Source organism: Streptomyces sp. NPDC050508 (assembly GCF_040655155.1).
Lineage (GTDB): Bacteria > Actinomycetota > Actinomycetes > Streptomycetales > Streptomycetaceae > Streptomyces.
The window spans coordinates 252,365-269,429 of the sequence record NZ_JBFAJJ010000012.1; the positions used below are offsets into that span (position 1 = coordinate 252,365).

General features: G+C 69.7%; 14 protein-coding genes and 1 tRNA gene. 5 read left to right on the top strand and 10 right to left on the bottom strand.

What is annotated here, in order from left to right:
- Window positions 1-3: 3 nt before the first annotated feature.
- Genes AB0I69_RS31630 through AB0I69_RS31640 form a run of 3 tightly spaced genes read left to right on the top strand, consistent with a single transcriptional unit; the run spans window position 4 to window position 3,386 of the window.
- Window positions 4-1,818 (top strand): branched-chain amino acid ABC transporter permease, encoded by a 1,815-nt coding sequence (locus AB0I69_RS31630; protein ID WP_363099146.1) that lies wholly within the window; start codon window positions 4-6, stop codon window positions 1,816-1,818.
- Between the two features lie 6 nt (window positions 1,819-1,824).
- Window positions 1,825-2,673 (top strand): ABC transporter ATP-binding protein, encoded by an 849-nt coding sequence (locus AB0I69_RS31635; protein ID WP_363099147.1) that lies wholly within the window; start codon window positions 1,825-1,827, stop codon window positions 2,671-2,673.
- On the top strand, window positions 2,670-3,386 hold the full coding sequence (locus AB0I69_RS31640; RefSeq protein ID WP_363099148.1) for an ABC transporter ATP-binding protein: 717 nt from the start codon (window positions 2,670-2,672) through the stop codon (window positions 3,384-3,386). The genes AB0I69_RS31635 and AB0I69_RS31640 overlap by 4 nt, the downstream gene beginning before the upstream one ends.
- An 83-nt stretch (window positions 3,387-3,469) precedes the next feature.
- Here AB0I69_RS31640 and AB0I69_RS31645 read toward each other — a convergent pair whose 3' ends face one another.
- Window positions 3,470-4,126, bottom strand: a complete 657-nt coding sequence (locus AB0I69_RS31645) for a response regulator (protein WP_363099149.1) — start codon at window positions 4,124-4,126, stop codon at window positions 3,470-3,472.
- A 104-nt stretch (window positions 4,127-4,230) separates the two neighbouring features.
- On the opposite strand from AB0I69_RS31645, the gene AB0I69_RS31650 reads away from it, so the two are divergent.
- Window positions 4,231-4,303 (top strand) — tRNA-Leu (locus tag AB0I69_RS31650).
- A gap of 90 nt (window positions 4,304-4,393) precedes the next feature.
- Here the strand turns inward: AB0I69_RS31650 and pyk are convergent.
- Together pyk and AB0I69_RS31660 are read right to left on the bottom strand one after the other, a co-directional pair.
- A complete protein-coding gene (gene pyk, locus AB0I69_RS31655; RefSeq protein ID WP_363099150.1) occupies window positions 4,394-5,830 on the bottom strand; it encodes a pyruvate kinase in 1,437 nt (478 codons plus the stop codon).
- A gap of 145 nt (window positions 5,831-5,975) precedes the next feature.
- Window positions 5,976-6,695 carry an SIMPL domain-containing protein gene (locus AB0I69_RS31660; protein WP_363099151.1) on the bottom strand — a complete coding sequence of 240 codons (720 nt, stop codon included), beginning with the start codon at window positions 6,693-6,695 and terminating at the stop codon, window positions 5,976-5,978.
- Window positions 6,696-6,822: 127 nt separating this feature from the next.
- Between AB0I69_RS31660 and AB0I69_RS31665 the strand changes: the two genes are divergently transcribed.
- Window positions 6,823-8,628, top strand: a complete 1,806-nt coding sequence (locus AB0I69_RS31665) for a 5'-nucleotidase C-terminal domain-containing protein (protein WP_363099152.1) — start codon at window positions 6,823-6,825, stop codon at window positions 8,626-8,628.
- A 57-nt stretch (window positions 8,629-8,685) separates the two neighbouring features.
- On the opposite strand, the gene AB0I69_RS31670 is transcribed toward AB0I69_RS31665, so the two are convergent.
- From AB0I69_RS31670 to AB0I69_RS31700, 7 genes are all read right to left on the bottom strand, one after another.
- Window positions 8,686-10,137, bottom strand: a complete 1,452-nt coding sequence (locus tag AB0I69_RS31670) for a SidA/IucD/PvdA family monooxygenase (protein WP_363099153.1) — start codon at window positions 10,135-10,137, stop codon at window positions 8,686-8,688.
- On the bottom strand, window positions 10,134-11,501 hold the full coding sequence (locus tag AB0I69_RS31675) for a pyridoxal-dependent decarboxylase (RefSeq protein WP_363099154.1): 1,368 nt from the start codon (window positions 11,499-11,501) through the stop codon (window positions 10,134-10,136). Before AB0I69_RS31675 ends, AB0I69_RS31670 begins: the two co-directional genes overlap by 4 nt.
- A 140-nt stretch (window positions 11,502-11,641) precedes the next feature.
- Window positions 11,642-12,466: an NAD(P)H-binding protein gene (locus AB0I69_RS31680; protein WP_363099155.1), complete on the bottom strand. Its 825-nt coding sequence runs from the start codon at window positions 12,464-12,466 to the stop codon at window positions 11,642-11,644.
- Window positions 12,467-12,563: 97 nt separating this feature from the next.
- Window positions 12,564-15,047: an aminopeptidase N gene (gene pepN / locus AB0I69_RS31685; protein WP_363099156.1), complete on the bottom strand. Its 2,484-nt coding sequence runs from the start codon at window positions 15,045-15,047 to the stop codon at window positions 12,564-12,566.
- Between the two features lie 56 nt (window positions 15,048-15,103).
- Window positions 15,104-15,640, bottom strand: a complete 537-nt coding sequence (locus AB0I69_RS31690) for a response regulator (RefSeq protein WP_363099157.1) — start codon at window positions 15,638-15,640, stop codon at window positions 15,104-15,106.
- 141 nt (window positions 15,641-15,781) lie between these two features.
- Window positions 15,782-16,132: a chorismate mutase gene (locus AB0I69_RS31695; RefSeq protein WP_363099158.1), complete on the bottom strand. Its 351-nt coding sequence runs from the start codon at window positions 16,130-16,132 to the stop codon at window positions 15,782-15,784.
- Window positions 16,133-16,143: 11 nt separating this feature from the next.
- Window positions 16,144-17,034: an AraC family transcriptional regulator gene (locus AB0I69_RS31700; RefSeq protein ID WP_363099222.1), complete on the bottom strand. Its 891-nt coding sequence runs from the start codon at window positions 17,032-17,034 to the stop codon at window positions 16,144-16,146.
- Window positions 17,035-17,065: the final 31 nt, after the last annotated feature.

Here is a 17,065-nt window from a genome sequence, read left to right on the forward strand (position 1 = left end):
CACATGACCGAGACGACCAACACCCCGGCCACCCCGCCCACCGACGACGCCACCCCCGCACCCGGAACGCAACGCGGCCTCATCCCGCTGCCCCTCGCAGCCGCCCGCGCCCTCCTCCTGGTCGGCGGCATCGCCACCGCGGCGTCCACGCTCCTGCGCTGGACCTGGACCTCCGACTTCCCCGGCGACCTCACCGTCAACGGCTACCCCGGCGGCCTGCAGGTCCTCACCCTCGTCGCGGGCCTCATCACCACGCTGTTCGCGCTCGCCACCTACGGCGTCCGAGGACTCGGCTGGCTCCTGCCCGCCCGCAACAACGCACCCCTCGTGCTCACCGCCCTCGGCGGCTTCGCCGTCACCTGGTACACGGTCATCTCGATCGCCGCCGAACTCGGCGGCATCGTCAACTGGGAACCCGGCACCTACATCGCCGCCGTCGCCTCCCTGCTTCCCGTCATCGGCGCCCTCGCCCTCCCGCAGGACGCCACCGACACCACCAAGGAAGCGCTCAAGGCGTACATCACCAAGGCCGACCGCGTCCCGGCCCCCGAGGCCACCGCACCCTGGGTCCAGCGACTCGTCATCACGATCGTCGCCGCCCTCGCCCTCACGGTCTTCGCCTACGGCATCGACGCCGAGGACGAACTCTTCATCGGCTTCCTCATCGTCACCGTCTTCACCGCCTGGGCCCTGCAGACCGCCGGTCTCTTCGACCGCTTCAGCCGCCTCACCGCCGACAACCGCAGCTTCGCCCTCGCCATGGGCTTCGTCGCCGCGATCGGCTTCCCCTTCACCCAGACCAACGACCACTACGCCAACCTCGGCGTCAACATCCTGATCTTCGGCACCGTCGCCCTCGGCCTCAACATCGTCGTCGGCCTCGCCGGACTCCTCGACCTCGGCTACGTCGCCTTCCTCGGTGTCGGCGCCTACACCGCCGCCCTGGTCTCCGGCTCCGAGTTCTCGAAGTTCTCCGGCGTCCAGTTCCCCTTCTGGGCCGCCGCCCTCACCGGCGCAGCCGCGTCACTGATCTTCGGCGTCCTCATCGGCGCCCCGACCCTGCGGCTGCGCGGCGACTACCTCGCCATCGTGACCCTCGGCTTCGGAGAGATCTTCCGCATCGCCGTCAACAACATGGACGGCGTCTCCGGCCCCGACATCACCAACGGCCCCAACGGCATCCCGTCCATCCCCGACCTGTCGTTCTTCGGCTTCAACTTCGGCCAGAACCACGACATCGCCGGATTCACCATCGGCCGGTTCGCCAACTACTACCTGCTCATGGTCCTGATCAGCGCCCTCGTCGTCACGATCTACCGCCGCGCCTCGGACTCCCGCATCGGCCGCTCCTGGATCGCCATCCGCGAGGACGAGACCGCCGCCACCGCCATGGGCATCAACGGCTTCCGCGTCAAGCTCATCGCGTTCGCCCTCGGCGCCACCCTCGCCGGCCTCGCGGGCACCGTCAGCGCCCACGTCACCTACAGCGTGGTGCCGAACCCGTACCAGTTCGCCGGAGCGGCCCCGCCCAACTCCGCGTTCCTGCTGGCCGCCGTCGTCCTCGGCGGCATGGGCACCGTCTCCGGACCCTTCCTCGGCGCGGCCCTGCTCTACCTGCTCCCGGAGAAGCTCGTGGCGCTCCAGGACAAGTCGCTCCTCGCCTTCGGTATCGCGCTCATCCTCCTGATGCGCTTCCGCCCCGAGGGAATCATCCCCAACCGCCGACGCCAGCTCGAATTCCACGAGACCGGCCAACTCGACGTACCGGACACCACGACCCTGACCGACGAACCGGCCATCACCAAGGCAGGGGCGTAACAAGCCATGACGACACCAGTACTCGAAGCCCGTGACGTCACCATGCGCTTCGGCGGCCTCACCGCCGTCCGCTCCGTCGACTTCACCGTCAACGCCGGCGAGATCGTAGGCCTCATCGGCCCCAACGGCGCCGGCAAGACCACCTTCTTCAACTGCCTCACGGGCCTCTACGTCCCGACCGAGGGCACGGTCTCCTACAAGGGCACGGTGCTTCCGCCGAAGCCCCACCTGGTGACCAAGGCGGGCGTCGCCCGCACCTTCCAGAACATCCGCCTGTTCGCCAACATGACGGTCCTGGAAAACGTGCTGGTCGGCCGCCACACCCGCACCAAGGAAGGCCTCTGGTCGGCCCTCCTGCGCGGCCCCGGCTTCAAGAAGGCCGAAAAGGCGAGCGAAGAACGCGCCATGGAACTCCTGGAGTTCATCGGCCTCGCCAACAAGCGCGACCACCTGGCGAGGAACCTCCCCTACGGCGAACAGCGCAAGCTGGAGATCGCCAGGGCACTCGCGTCCGAACCGGGCCTGCTCCTGCTGGACGAACCGACGGCCGGCATGAACCCCCAAGAGACGCGGGCGACCGAGGAGTTGGTCTTCGCCATCCGCGACAAGGGCATCGCCGTACTCGTCATCGAGCACGACATGCGCTTCATCTTCAACCTCTGCGACCGCGTCGCCGTACTCGTCCAGGGCGAGAAACTCGTCGAAGGCACCTCCGACGTCGTCCAGGCCGACGAACGCGTCGTCGCCGCGTACCTCGGCGAACCGTTCGAGGCCGCCCCCGCCGAACCACAGGCGGAAACGGACGCGGAACCGGACGCGGAGGGCACCACCAGCACCAAGGGAGACTCCCAGTGACCGCTCTGCTAGAGGTCGAGGACCTCAAGGTCGCCTACGGCAAGATCGAAGCCGTCAAGGGCATCTCCTTCAGCGTGGAGGCCGGCCAGGTCGTCACCCTCATCGGCACCAACGGCGCCGGCAAGACGACCACCCTGCGCACCCTCTCGGGCCTGCTGCAGCCCGCCGGCGGCAAGATCACCTTCGACGGCAAGCCGCTCAAGGGCGTCCCCGCCCACAAGATCGTCGCCCTCGGCCTGGCCCACTCCCCCGAAGGCCGACACATCTTCCCCCGCCTCACCATCGCGGAGAACCTCCAGCTCGGCGCCTTCCTCCGCAAGGACAACGCGGGCATCGAGAAGGACATCCAGCGCGCCTACGACCTCTTCCCGATCCTCGGAGAGCGCCGGAAGCAGGCCGCGGGCACCCTCTCGGGCGGCGAGCAGCAGATGCTGGCCATGGGCCGCGCGCTCATGTCCCAGCCGAAACTGCTGATGCTGGACGAGCCGTCCATGGGCCTCTCCCCGATCATGATGCAGAAGATCATGGCAACGATCGTGGAGCTCAAGGCGTCGGGCACGACGATCCTGCTCGTCGAACAGAACGCCCAGGCGGCGCTCTCCCTCGCCGACCAGGGCCACGTCATGGAGGTCGGCAACATCGTCCTCTCCGGCACGGGCCAGGACCTGCTGCACGACGAGTCGGTACGGAAGGCGTACCTCGGCGAGGACTGAGGTCACGTTCCGCGTTCTCTACGACGAGGCCCGCGCCCCCGAAGCTGGGGGCGCGGGCCTCGTCGTAGTCACTGCTCCGGAGCTCAGCCCTTCGTGGACTTCTTCTCGTCCGCGTCCTGGATGACAGCCTCGGCGACCTGCTGCATGGACATCCGGCGGTCCATCGACGTCTTCTGGATCCACCGGAACGCGGCCGGCTCGCTCAGCCCGTACTCGGTCTGCAGGATCGACTTCGCACGGTCGACCAGCTTGCGGGTCTCCAGCCGCAGCGTGAGGTCGGCGACCTCCTGCTCCAGCTGCTTCAGCTCCGTGAACCGCGAGACGGCCATCTCGATCGCCGGCACGACGTCGCTCTTGCTGAAGGGCTTCACGAGGTACGCCATCGCACCGGCGTCCCTTGCCCGCTCGACGAGGTCGCGCTGCGAGAAGGCGGTGAGCATCAGCACGGGGGCGATGCCCTCCTCGGCGATCTTCTCGGCGGCGGAGATCCCGTCCAGCTTGGGCATCTTCACGTCGAGGATCACGAGGTCGGGCTTGTGCTCACGGGCCAGCTCGACGGCCTGCTCACCGTCACCGGCCTCACCGACGACGGTGTACCCCTCTTCTTCGAGCATCTCTTTGAGATCGAGCCGGATCAGGGCCTCGTCCTCGGCGATGACGACACGGGTCGTCAGCGGAGGCACGTGCGACTTGTCGTCGTCGGGCGCGTCTACGGGCTGGGGCGACTCGGGGGCGGTCACGGGGGCTCCTCGTTCAGGGCACGGGGGTAGTGCTGACAAGAGCCTACCTAGCTGCGATAAGGTGGGGGCACAGCGGGAGATCGCTGACCTTTGTTTCAGAGGAAGCCCCGGTAGTCCAGCGGTAGAGACAATGGATTCAAAACCCATCAAGCGTCGGTTCGAATCCGACTCGGGGCACTTTTCCTTCAAATCGAAGGCAAACATTTAAAGCGGAGGTTCACGTGCGCGTGAACCTCCGCTTTTCGTTGCGTGTCGTCGCGATCACTCTCACTTGGGGCTGTCGTCCTCGCCGACGTGGTGGACGCGGACGAGGTTTGTCGAGCCGGCTACTCCGGGGGGCGAGCCCGCCGTGATGACGACGATGTCGCCCTTCTGGCAGCGGCCGTACTTGAGGAGGAGTTCGTCGACCTGGTCGACCATCGCGTCGGTGGAGTCGACGTGCGGGCCGAGGATGGTCTCCACGCCCCAGGTGAGGGTGAGTTGGGCGCGGGTGGCCGGGTCGGGGGTGAAGGCCATGAGCGGGATCGGCGAGCGGTAGCGGGACAGCCGGCGGACCGTGTCGCCGGACTGGGTGAAGGCCACCAGGAACTTCGCGCCGAGGAAATCGCCCATCTCGGCCGCCGCTCGGGCCACCGCGCCGCCCTGGGTGCGGGGCTTGTTGCGTTCGGTCAGCGGGGGCAGGCCCTTGGCGAGGATGTCCTCCTCGGCGGCCTCGATGATGCGGGCCATGGTGGTGACGGTCGCGATGGGGTACTTGCCGACGCTGGTCTCGCCGGAGAGCATCACCGCGTCCGTGCCGTCGATCACGGCGTTCGCCACGTCGCTCGCCTCCGCGCGCGTGGGGCGGGAGTTCTCGATCATCGAGTCGAGCATCTGGGTGGCGACGATGACCGGCTTGGCGTTGCGCTTGGCCAGTTTGACGGCGCGCTTCTGGACGATCGGGACCTGTTCGAGGGGCATTTCGACGCCGAGGTCGCCGCGGGCCACCATGATGCCGTCGAAGGCGGCGACGATGTCGTCGATGGCCTCGACCGCCTGGGGTTTTTCGACCTTGGCGATGACGGGGAGGCGATGGCCTTCCTCGTCCATGATGCGGTGGACGTCGTCGATGTCCTTGCCGCTGCGCACGAAGGAGAGGGCGATGACGTCAAAGCCCGCGCGGAGCGCCCAGCGGAGGTCGGCCTCGTCCTTGTCGGAGAGGGCCGGGACGGACACGGCGACTCCGGGCAGGTTCAGGCCCTTGTGGTCGGAGACCATGCCGCCTTCGACGACCTTGGTGTGGACGCGGGGGCCGTCGACGGAGGTGACTTCGAGGCAGACCTTGCCGTCGTCGACGAGGACGCGTTCGCCGGGGGTGACGTCGGTGGCGAGGCCGGCGTAGGTGGTGCCGCAGGTCTGGCGGTCGCCTTCGGCGCCTTCTTCGACGGTGATGGTGAAGGTGTCTCCGCGTTCAAGGAGTACGGGGCCTTCGGTGAAGCGGCCGAGTCGGATCTTCGGGCCTTGAAGGTCGGCGAGCATTCCGACACTGCGTCCGGTCTCCTCGGAGGCCTTTCGCACGCGCTGGTAGCGCTCCTCGTGTTCGGCGTGGGTGCCGTGGCTGAGGTTGAAGCGGGCTACGTCCATTCCGGCTTCGACCAGGGCCTTGATCTGGTCGTACGAGTCGGTGGCGGGGCCCAACGTACAGACGATTTTTGCTCGGCGCATGGTTTGAGCCTAGGCCTTACCGACGGGTAGGGAATTGGCCGCGCATGACTACCCAACAACCTTTGGGTGAAGGGTTATTGACAAGGCTTGAATGTGCGTCGGGGTGCTCCAATGAGCGTTCGAATCGTCGCATTGCGGAATGGGCTCACAGGCGTGGGGGCGCCATCGTGAAGCGCGCGTTGACCTGGGCGTACACCTGTTGCCGTTGGGGTTCGAGATCGAGGGGTGCGGCGGCGGTGTCTTCGGCGCCCGCGCCGGCGAAGGACATGGAGCGCATACGGCCCTGGGGTGCGCCGTAGGTCTGGGCGTTCTCTGCGCCGATGTCGGCGAGTTCCACGAGGGCGGCGAGGGTGGTGCCGAGTGCTTCGGCGTATTCGCGGGCGCGTTGGACCGCTTCGTGTACGGCTTGCTGGCGGGCCTTGCGGTGGACGGGTGAGTCGGGGCGCAGGGCCCACCAGGGGCCGTCGACGCGGGTGAGTTCGAGGTCGGCGAGGCGGGTGGTGAGTTCGCCGAGGGCGGTGAAGTCGGTGAGTTCGGCGGTGACGTTGACCCTGCCGTGGTAGCGGTGGACGCGTTCGCCGCGGCCGTGCTTGGTGAGTTCGGGGGTGATGGAGAAGCCGCCGGTTTCGAGGCGTTCGACTGCTTCGCCGTAGCTTTTGACGAGGTCGAGGACGGTGGCGTTGCGGCGGGTGAGGTCGTCGAGGGCGGTGCGGCGGTCGGTGCCGCGGGCGGCGATGGTGATGCCGATGCGGGCGATCTCGGGGTCGACTTCGAGGCGGGCTTCGCCGCGGACGGCGATGCGGGGGGCGTCGGGGGTGCCGTAGGGGACGGGGGGTTGGGGGTCGTCCGTGGTGGGGGTGGTCATACGTCCCACTCTGTCAGGTGTGCCGCCTGGTGGTCATCAGATCGAAACCTGCTGGACCTGTCGCGTGCGGTAAGAAGCGAGTAAGAATCTACGCGCGTCGTTGACCGTTTCCCGAGGAGAGCCAGACATGTCCTTGAACCGCCGGAAGTTCCTGAAGAAGTCCGCCGTGACGGGCGCGGGGGTCGCGCTGGCCGGTGCGGCGGCGGCTCCGGCTGCGCAGGCCGCGGAGAAGAAGAAGCCGGGCCGGCCTGCCAAGCGGTACTCGCTGACGGTCATGGGCACGACGGACCTGCACGGGCATGTCTTCAACTGGGACTACTTCAAGGACGCGGAGTACGCGGACGCCAAGGGCAACGCCATGGGTCTGGCGCGGGTCTCGACCCTGGTGAACCAGATCCGCCAGGAGAAGGGGCGGCGCAACACGCTGCTGCTGGACGCGGGCGACACGATCCAGGGCACGCCGCTGACGTACTACTTCGCGAAGGTGGACCCGATCACCGCCAAGGGCGGGCCGGTGCACCCGATGGCGCAGGCGATGAACGCGATCGGGTACGACGCGGCGGCGCTGGGCAACCACGAGTTCAACTACGGCATCGAGACGCTGCGGAAGTTCGAGGACCAGTGCCGTTTCCCGCTGCTCGGGGCGAACGCGCTGGACGCGAAGACGCTGAAGCCGGCCTTCCCGCCGTACTTCATCAAGACGTTCCGTGTGCCGGGTGCGCCGCCGGTGAAGGTGGCGGTCCTCGGGCTGACGAACCCCGGTATCGCGATCTGGGACAAGGCGTACGTGCAGGGGAAGTTGACGTTCCCGGGGCTTGAGGAGCAGGCGGCGAAGTGGGTGCCGAAGCTGCGGTCGATGGGCGCGGATGTCGTCGTCGTGTCGGCGCACTCCGGGTCGTCGGGGACGTCGTCGTACGGTGACCAGCTGCCGTACGTGGAGAACTCGGCGGCGCTCGTCGCGCAGCAGGTGCCCGGGATCGACGCGATTCTCGTGGGCCACGCGCACGTGGAGATCCCGGAGTTGAAGGTCACGAACACGGCGACGGGCAAGACGGTCGTGCTGTCCGAACCGCTGTGCTACGCCGAGCGGTTGAGCGTGTTCGACTTCGAGTTGGTCTTCGAGAAGGGGCGTTGGACCGTCGAGTCGGTGGCGGCGTCGCTGCGGGACGCGAAGACGGTCGCGGACGATCCGAAGATCACGCGGTTGCTGAAGGACGAGCACGCGCTGGTCGTGGAGTACGTCAACCAGGTGGTCGGCACGGCGACGGCGACGCTGACGACGGTCGACGCGCGGTACAAGGACGCCCCGATCATCGACCTGATCACCAAGGTCCAGGAGGACGTGGTGAAGGCGGCGTTGGTGGGGACGTCGTACGCGTCGCTGCCGGTGATCGCGCAGGCGTCGCCGTTCTCGCGGACGTCGGCGATTCCGGCGGGCGAGGTGACGATCCGGGATCTGTCGGGGCTGTACGTGTACGACAACACGCTGGTGGCGAAGCTGCTGACGGGTGCTCAGGTGCGGGCGTACCTGGAGTACTCGGCGGAGTACTTCGTGCAGACGGCGGCGGATGCGGCCGTGGACACGGAGAAGTTGACGAACGCGGGTGGCCGTCCGGACTACAACTACGACTACGTGTCCGGGTTCTCGTACGACATCGACATCGCGCAGGCAGCGGGGTCGCGGATCAAGAACCTGACGTACAACGGTGCGGCGCTGGACGACGCGCAGCAGTTCGTGCTGGCGGTGAACAACTACCGGGCGAACGGCGGCGGTGCGTTCCCGCATGTGGCGTCGGCGACCGAGGTGTGGTCGGAGTCGACGGAGATCCGGACGCGGATCGCGGAGTGGGTGACCGCGAAGGGCGTGCTGAGTCCGGCGGACTTCGCTTCGGTGGACTGGAAGTTGACGCGGAACGGGACGCCGGTGTTCTAGGGGCTCGGCCCTTCTCGGGTGGGGGTCCGGCGGTTCTGGTTGCCGCCGGGCCCCTTTCTAGCGTCCTTCTACGAGGGGGGTGAGGGTGCGGGTGGCCTGGCGGGCCGGGGGGATCTGGACCTGGGGGTCAAGACCGAACGTGGTGAAGGCGGTTCGGCCGGGGAGGGGGTAAGGGTCCTTGCCCGTGAGGGAGTTGAGGATGGTGGCGCTGCGCCAGGCGGCGAGGCCGAGGTCGGGGGCGCCGACGCCGTGGGTGTGGAGTTCGGCGTTCTGGACGTAGACCTGACAGCCGGAGCCGGTGACGGAGGGGTCCAGGACGAGCCTGAACTGGTCGTCGATGCGCGGGCGTTCGGCGCTGTCGCGGCGCATGTAGGGGTCGAGTCCGGCGAGGATGCGGCCGAGGGGGCGTTCGCGGTAGCCGGTGGCGAGGACGACGGCGTCGGTGGTGAGGCGGGAGCGGGTGTTCTGCTGGACGTGTTCCAGGTGGAGCTCCACCTTGGTCGTCGCGATCCTGCCCGCCGTACGGACGCGGACGCCGGGGGTGAGGACGGCGTCGGGCCAACCGCCGTGCAGGGTACGGCGGTAGAGCTCGTCGTGGATGGCGGCGATGGTGTCGGCGTCGATGCCCTTGTGGAGTTGCCACTGTGCGGTGACGAGGCGGTCGCGGACGGGTTCGGCGAGGGCGTGGAAGTAGCGGGTGTAGTCGGGGGTGAAGTGCTCCAGGCCGAGCTTGGAGTACTCCATGGGGGCGAACGCCTCGCTGCGGCCGATCCAGTGGAGTTTCTCGTGTCCTGCGGGCCGGTTGCGGAGGAGGTCGAGGAAGACCTCGGCGCCGGTCTGTCCCGAGCCGATGACGGTGATGTGCTCGGCGGCGAGAAACGTTTCGCGGTGGGCGAGGTAGTCGGCGGCGTGGATGACGGGGACGCCGGGGGCTTCGACGAGGGGCTTGAGCGGGTCCGGGACGTAGGGGGCGGTGCCGACGCCGAGGACGATGTTCTTGGTGTACGTCCGGCCGAGGGCTTCCGCTTCTCCGTCGCTGTCGAGCTGGGTGAAGTCGACCTCGAAGACCTCGCGTTCGGGGTTGAAGCGGACGGCGTCGACCTGGTGGCCGAAGTGGAGTCCGGGGAGGCTGTCGGCGACCCAGCGGCAGTAGGCGTCGTACTCGGCGCGCTGGATGTGGAAGCGCTCGGCGAAGTAGAAGGGGAAGAGGCGGTCGCGGGCCCTGAGGTAGTTCAGGAAGGACCAGGGGCTGGCGGGGTCGGCGAGGGTCACCAGGTCGGCCAGGAAGGGGACTTGGACGGTCGCGCCGTCGATGAGCAGGCCTGCGTGCCAGTCGAAGCCGGGGCGCTGTTCGTAGAAGGCGGTGTCGAGTTCGGCGAGGGGGTGGGCGAGGGCGGCGAGGGACAGGTTGAAGGGGCCGATGCCGATGCCGACCAGGTCGCGGGGTGGATCGGGCTCGTGGCGTGGGGGGTTGGGGGTCCGGGGGTGACCCGTCGGGGGGTGGCTCATCGGGGGGTGTTTCCTTCCACCAGTTTCAGGAGGGCGGCCAGGTCGTCGGGCCGGGTGTGGGGGTTGAGGAGGGTGGCCTTGAGCCAGAGCCGGCCGTCGAGCGCGGCCCGGCCGAGCACGGCCCGTCCGTCGTGGAGGAGTTGTCGGCGTACGGCGGCCACGGCGTCGTCGGTGGCTTCGGTGGGCCGGAACAGGACGGTGCTGATGACGGGTGGGTCGTAGAGCTCGAAGCCGGGGTGGTCGCGGATGAGGGCGGCGAACTCCCGTGCGCGGGCGCAGACTTGGTCGACGAGGGTGCCGAGTCCGGTGCGGCCGAGGGTTTTCAGGGTGACGGCGAGTTTGAGGACGTCGGGGCGTCGGGTGGTGCGCATCGAGCGGCCGAGGAGGTCGGGCAGGCCCGCTTCGGTGTCGTCGTCGGCGTTGAGGTAGTCGGCGCGCTGGGTGAGGGCGGCGAGGTCGCGGGGGTGGCGTACGGCGAGGAGGCCGGCGGCGACGGGCTGCCAGCCGAGTTTGTGCAGGTCGAGGGTGACGGTGTGGGCGCGGTCGAGGCCGGCGAGTTTGTCGCGGTGGCGGTCGCTGAAGACGAGGCCTCCGCCGTAGGCGGCGTCGATGTGGAGGCGGGCGCCATGGGCCGCGCACAGGCCGGCGATCTCGGGCAGCGGGTCGATGAGTCCGGCGTCGGTGGTGCCCGCGGTGGCGGCGACCAGGACGGAGCCGCGGGGGCCAGGGAGTGCGGTGAGGGCTTCGTCGAGGGCGGCGGGGTCGAGGGTGCCGGCGGGGGCGGGTACGACGACGGGGTCGGGCAGGCCGAGGAGCCAGGCGGCGCGGGGCAGGGAGTGGTGGGCGTTGCTTCCGCAGACCAACTGCACGGTGCCGCTGTGGGCTTCGCGGGCGAGGAGGAGGGCGAGTTGGTTGGCTTCGGTGCCGCCGGTGGTGACGAGGGCGTCGGCGAGGCCGATCTCGTGGGCGAGGGTGCGGGTGACGAGGGCTTCGAGGGCGGAGGCGGCGGGGGCCTGGTCCCAGGAGTCGAGCGACGGGTTGAGCGCGCTGACGGCGAGGTCGGCTGCGGTGGCCACGGCGAGCGGCGGGCAGTGCAGGTGTGCTGCGCACAGCGGGTCGGCGGGGTCGGCGGCGCCTTCCGCGAGGGCGTGCACGAGGGTGCGCAGGGCGTCGGGGTCGCCGTCGTCGGGCAGTACGTCCCCTACGGCGTCCCTCATGCGGGCGGCGACCGCGTCGGGGCCGCCTGCGGGGAACGGGCCACCACGCGCCCGGCGTCCGGTGTTGAGGGCGTCCAGGACGGTGTTGAGCAACGGCCGCAGGGCGTCGGGTCCTTCGGGGCCTGAGGCGAGGGGAACGTTGCTCATGGGCTGTCCTCCAGGGCGCGGGGCAGAGAGAGTTCCAGCTTGTACCTGGAGAAGTCGACGCGCCCGGGGAGAACAACGATCAGAACCCGAAAGGGTGTTGTTCAGTACGCGGTGGTGGTGTGTTTGCCGGTGTTGGAATGTCACCGGAAGTCGTCGGTGTGGTCCTCGGCCCAGGTGGCGAACGTGCGTGCCGGAGTTCCCGTGAGTTGCTCCACCGTGGTGGTGATCTCGGGGGTGGCGTCGACGGTGGCCGCGAAGATCTTCAGCAGGCCGGCGAGCATGTGGGGCGGGACGTGCGGGAAGAGGTCGGGGCCCGCCTGGTCCGGGGGGACCTCGACGAAGTCGAGAGGGCGGCCGAGGGCCCGGCCGAGGGCCGTGATCTGTTCGGCGTTGCTGATCGGCTCGGGGCCCGTGAGGCGGTGGGCGGTGCCCTCGTGGCCGTCGTCGAGGAGGACACGTTCGGCGACGGCGGCGATGTCGTCCTCGTGGATGGGGGCGGTGAGGCCGTTCGCGAAGACGCCGCGGACCGTGTTCCCGGTGCGGATCTGCGGGGCCCACTGGAAGGCGTTGCCGGCGAACGCGTTGGGGCGCAGGAAGGTCCAGGCGAGGCCGCTGTCGCGGATTTGCTGTTCGGCGGTGGCGTGGACGATGTGGATGGGGTGGGTCTCGTCGTCGGCGCTGTCCTTGATGATCCCGGAGGAGAGCAGGACGACGTGCCGTACGCCGGCCCGGCGGGCGGTGTCGAGGAGGTCGGGGCTGGTGGCGTGGGCGTAGGCGAAGAGCCGGGTGACTCCGGTGAACAGGGTTGCGGGGTCGTCGAGTTGGAAGCGCACCGTCTCGGCCTGTGCGGGCAGGCCGGCCCGCTCGGGGTCGCGGGTCAGTGCCCGGACGGGCCGGTCCGCGGCGACGAGACGGTGGACGAGGGCGCGGCCGACGTTGCCGGTGGCGCCGATCACTGCGATCACGAGGTGTCCTCCTGGGGCTGATCGTCCTTGGCGGCATAGAGCCTAGGAAGGACGATCAGCCCGCCGCATCGTCGGCGGGGAGGATCCCGGGTCGCTGCTACGCCTCCCGTACCCGCAACGCCCGTGCCAGGTCGTCGAGTTGGTCGACGAGCTTGCGGCGCAGGGCCGGGGTGAGGTCGGCGTCGCGGAGGCATTCCTCGCCGAGGCGGAGGGTTTCGGGGTCGACGGCGTGGGTGGGGAAGGCCCAGCGGCCGGCGGCGTCGGCCATGGCGGGGCCGCGGCGGGCGGCCAGGGCTACCGCGTCCGGGTAGAAGCGGGGCACATACTCCCGTACGAGGTCGGCCTGTTCGGGTTGCCAGAAGCCCTGGGCGGTGGCGGTGAAGAGGTAGTTGGAGAGGTCGTCGGTGGTGAACATCGCCTCCCAGGCCGTGCGTTTGGCCTCGGGGTCGGGGAGGGCGGCGCGGCAGCGGGCGGCGCCTTCCTGGCCGGTGGCGGACGGGTCGCGCTCCAACTCGGCGGCGATGGCGGGCTCGTCGGTGGCGCCGAGGACGGCGAGGCGGCCCAGGACGCGCCAGCGGAGTTCGGGGTCCAGCTCCGGTCCGCCGGGCACAGTGCCTTCGGCGAGCCAGGCGGCGATGGTCTCGGGGTGGGCCGCCACGTCGATGAAGTGGCGTACGGCGATGAGGCGCAGGCCGGGGTTCGAGCCGTCCTCGGTGCGGCGGAGGAAATCGCGGCACAGGGCGGTGAGGGTGGCGAGGGCGACCGGGCGGGCCTCGGGGGTGAGGTAGCGGTCGGTGACCTGGGCGGAGGCGAAGGCGAGGACGCCCTGGACGAGGGCGAGGTCCGTCTCGTGCGGGAGGTGGGCGCGGGCGGCGTCCAGGTAGGCGGAGGCGGGCAGTTCGCCGTCGCGGACCGCGTCGCGCAGGGCGTTCCAGACGACCGCGCGGGTGAGGGGGTCGGGCAGGCCGGAGAGGCCGGTGCGGACGGCTTCGAAGGAGTCGGGGTCGAAGCGGACCTTGGCGTAGGTGAGGTCGCCGTCGTTCAGGAGGAGCAACGCCGGGCGCTTGCCGAGGGGTTGGGGCTCGGTCTGCGGGACGTCGAGGTCGAGGCGTTCGCGCAGGACGAGGCGGCCGGTGTCGCCGGGGTCCTGGTCGTAGAGGCCGACGGCGATGCGGTGCGGGCGGCTGCCGGCGCGGTCGACGGTGAGGGTGTGGGTGCCGTCTTCGGTGCGAGTGATGGTGGGGGTGAGGGTGTCGACGCCGGTGGTGCGCAGCCAGGCGTCGGCCCAGGCGTGGACGTCGCGTTCGGTGCCGGAGGCGAGGGAGTCGATGAAGTCGGCGAGGGTGGCGTTGCCGAACTTGTGGCGGGCGAAGTGGGTGTTGATGCCGGCGAGGAAGTCCTTCTCGCCGAGCCAGGCCACCAACTGCCGTAGCGCGGAAGCCCCCTTGGCGTACGAGATGCCGTCGAAGTTGAGGAGGGCGGCGGCGGTGTCGTCGACGTTCTCGGGGGCCACGGGGTGGGTGGAGGGGCGCTGGTCGGCGTCGTAGCCCCAGGCCTTGCGGACGACGCCGAAGTCGGTCCAGGTGTCGGTGAAGCGGGTGGCTTCGGTGAGGGTCTGGTAGCCCATGTACTCGGCGAAGGACTCGTTCAGCCAGATGTCGTCCCACCACTGGAGGGTGACGAGGTCGCCGAACCACATGTGGGCCATCTCGTGGGCGATGACCATGCCGCGGGTCTGCCGCTCGGTTTCGGTGACGGCGGAGCGGTAGATGAACTCGTCGCGGAAGGTGACGAGTCCGGGGTTCTCCATGGCGCCCGCGTTGAACTCGGGGACGAAGGCCTGGTCGTAGGAGTCGAAGGGGTAGGGCTCCTCGAACTTCTCGTGGTAGCGGTCGTAGCACTGCCGGGTGATGTCGAGGATTTCCTCGGCGTCCGCGTCGAGGTGGGGGGCCAGGGAGCGGCGGCAGTGGATGCCGAAGGGCAGGCCGCGGTGTTCGGTGCGGACGGAGTGCCAGGGGCCGGCGGCGACGGCTACGAGGTAGGTGGAGATCAGCGGGGTGGGGGCGGCCTGCCAGCGGCCCTCGCCGAGGTGTTCGGTGATGCCGTTGGCGAGGACGGTCCAGCCTTCGGGGGCCTTGACGGAGAGGTCGAAGACGGCCTTGAGGTCGGGCTGGTCGAAGGCGGCGAAGACGCGCTGGACGTCCTCCATGAACAGCTGGGTGTAGACGTAGGTCTCGTCGTCGGTGGGGTCGGTGAAGCGGTGCATGCCCTCGCCGGTGCGGGAGTAGCGCATGCTCGCGTCGACGCGCAGTTCGTGCTCGCCCGTGGTGAGGCCGGGCAGCGGGAGCCGGTTCTCGACGAGGGTCTCCGGGTCGAGGGGGCGGCCGTCGAGGGTGACGGAGCGCAGCTCGGCGGGCTTGAGTTCGACGAAGGTGTCCGCGTCGGCACGAGCGGTGAACGCGATGACGGTGCGGGAGTCGAAGGTGTCTTCGCCCGTCGTCAGATCGAGTTCGATCGTGTAGCGGTGGACGTCGAGGAGCCTGGCACGGGTCTGCGCTTCGTCGCGCGTCAGTACGGACATGCAGGACATGCTGCCTGATGGCACTGACATGGCACAGGGGAGGTCCGGTACACGGCTTATGTGCGGTCGGGTGCGGAGGCGGGGGCGGTGTTCTGGGCGTCCCGCTGGTAGGGCACGCGCGCGTCCGGGTGGGGCAGGGCCGGTACGGGTGCGGGCGGGTCCTTGAGGAGGGCGCGCAGTTCGCGGACCTCCTGTTCCAGGGCCTGGTGGCGCTGGTGGGCGTCGTAGAGGTAGCGGACCTTGGTGCGCAGGGTCCAGGGGTCGACGGGTTTGGTGACGAGGTCGGCGACGCCGAGGGCGAAGGCGGCGGCGGTCAGTTCGGGGTCGACGCCGAAGCCGGTGAGAAGGATCACGGGGATGTGCTGGGTCTGTTCCAGGCGGCGCAGGTAGCGGACCACGTCCAGGCCGCTGACGCCGGGCATGCGCACGTCGAGCAGGAGCAGGCCGACCCGGCCGCGGAGCACCTGCTTGAGCGCCTCGTCGCCGTTGGTGGCACGGGCAAGCAGAAAGCCCAGCGGCGCCAGGGCGCTCTCCAGCGCGTACAGGGTGTCCTCATGGTCGTCGACGATGAGGATCTTGGCATCCGACGGCATGGCCCGACGTCCCTCCCGCGTGGGACAACCAGCTTATGACGCAGGCGCTGACGGGGCGTGCCCGTCAACTGACAAGGAGTGCACAGCGCAGCATCGCTCCGAACACACCCCGCTGTCACGCCCCTTACGGGAACATCGAGGTCAGTTCGCCGTGGGTGAACCGCCGTTCACGGCGTCCTCCGCGATGCGCTCGTGGTGTCGGATCACCTCGCCGATGATGAAATTGAGGAACTTCTCAGCGAACGCCGGGTCCAGCTTGGCGCTTTCGGCGAGGGCGCGGAGGCGTTCGATCTGGCGGGCCTCGCGGGCCGGGTCGGCGGGCGGCAGCTGGTGGGCGGCCTTGAGGAAACCGACCTGCTGGGTGGCCTTGAAGCGTTCGGCGAGCATGTGGACGACGGCCGCGTCGATGTTGTCGATGCTGTCGCGCAGCCGGGCCAGTTCCTCGCGCACGGCGGGGTCGACGTCACCGGTTCCGTTGTTGCTGGTGGTCATGGGCGACCACCCTACGGTGCGTGTGACCACTCGATCATCGGTGGATCGCCCGGATCGGGAACCTGGTCGCTCCAGCCGCCGGGGACGGTGCGGCCCTGCTGGGCGCGGAAGTGGACGGGGGGCATGCCGACGCGGCGGGTGAACAGGCGGGAGAAGTAGGCGGGGTCGTCGTAGCCGACGCGGCGGGCGACGGCGGCGACCGGGAGTTCGGTGGCGGCGAGGAGTTCCTTGGCACGGCCCAGGCGGATGCCGAGGAGGTAGTCCTTGGGGCTGCAGCCGGCGCCTCTGCGGACGGCGGTGCGCAGTGCGGCGGGGGTCATGCCGTGCCGGGCCGCGTGGTCGGCGACGGTGAGCGGCAGGCAGGCGTCCCGGGCGAGGGCCTGGAGGACCGGGTCGCCGTCGGGGGCGAGGTCGGCGCGGGCGCGGCGCAGGGCGACCAGGAGTTCGTGGACGGCCGCGCCGGTCTCCACCTCCAGGAGGGGGTTTCCGCGGCGCGCGGCGCGGGCCATGCGCCCGATGACCGCGCGGGGTCCGGTGGCGTCCGAGAGGGCCACCACGGGCCGTTCCGGCTCGATGTAGCCGAGTTCGGTGTACGTCGCCGTCGCGGGCCCGGTGAAGGCGACGAACCCCTCGTCCCAGCCGGCGCCGGGATCGGGCGCGTAGTGGTGCGGCACGCCGGGGGTGAGCCACAGCAGCGCGGGCGCGGTGACGGTCGTACGGCGGCCGTCGGGGCTCAGGTACCAGCCGCCGCCCGCGCTGATCACGACGGCGACGTGGTGGTCGAGGGTGCGGGGGCCGACGGTGGGCAGGGCGCCGTACTGGAGGCCGACGCCGAGGCAGGCGAGGCCGAGGCGGTGGTGGGCGGGTGTGGGCGTGAAGAAACGCATCCAGGTGTGGTACATCGGCGCCCTTTCCCGCGTTCCGGCCATGCGT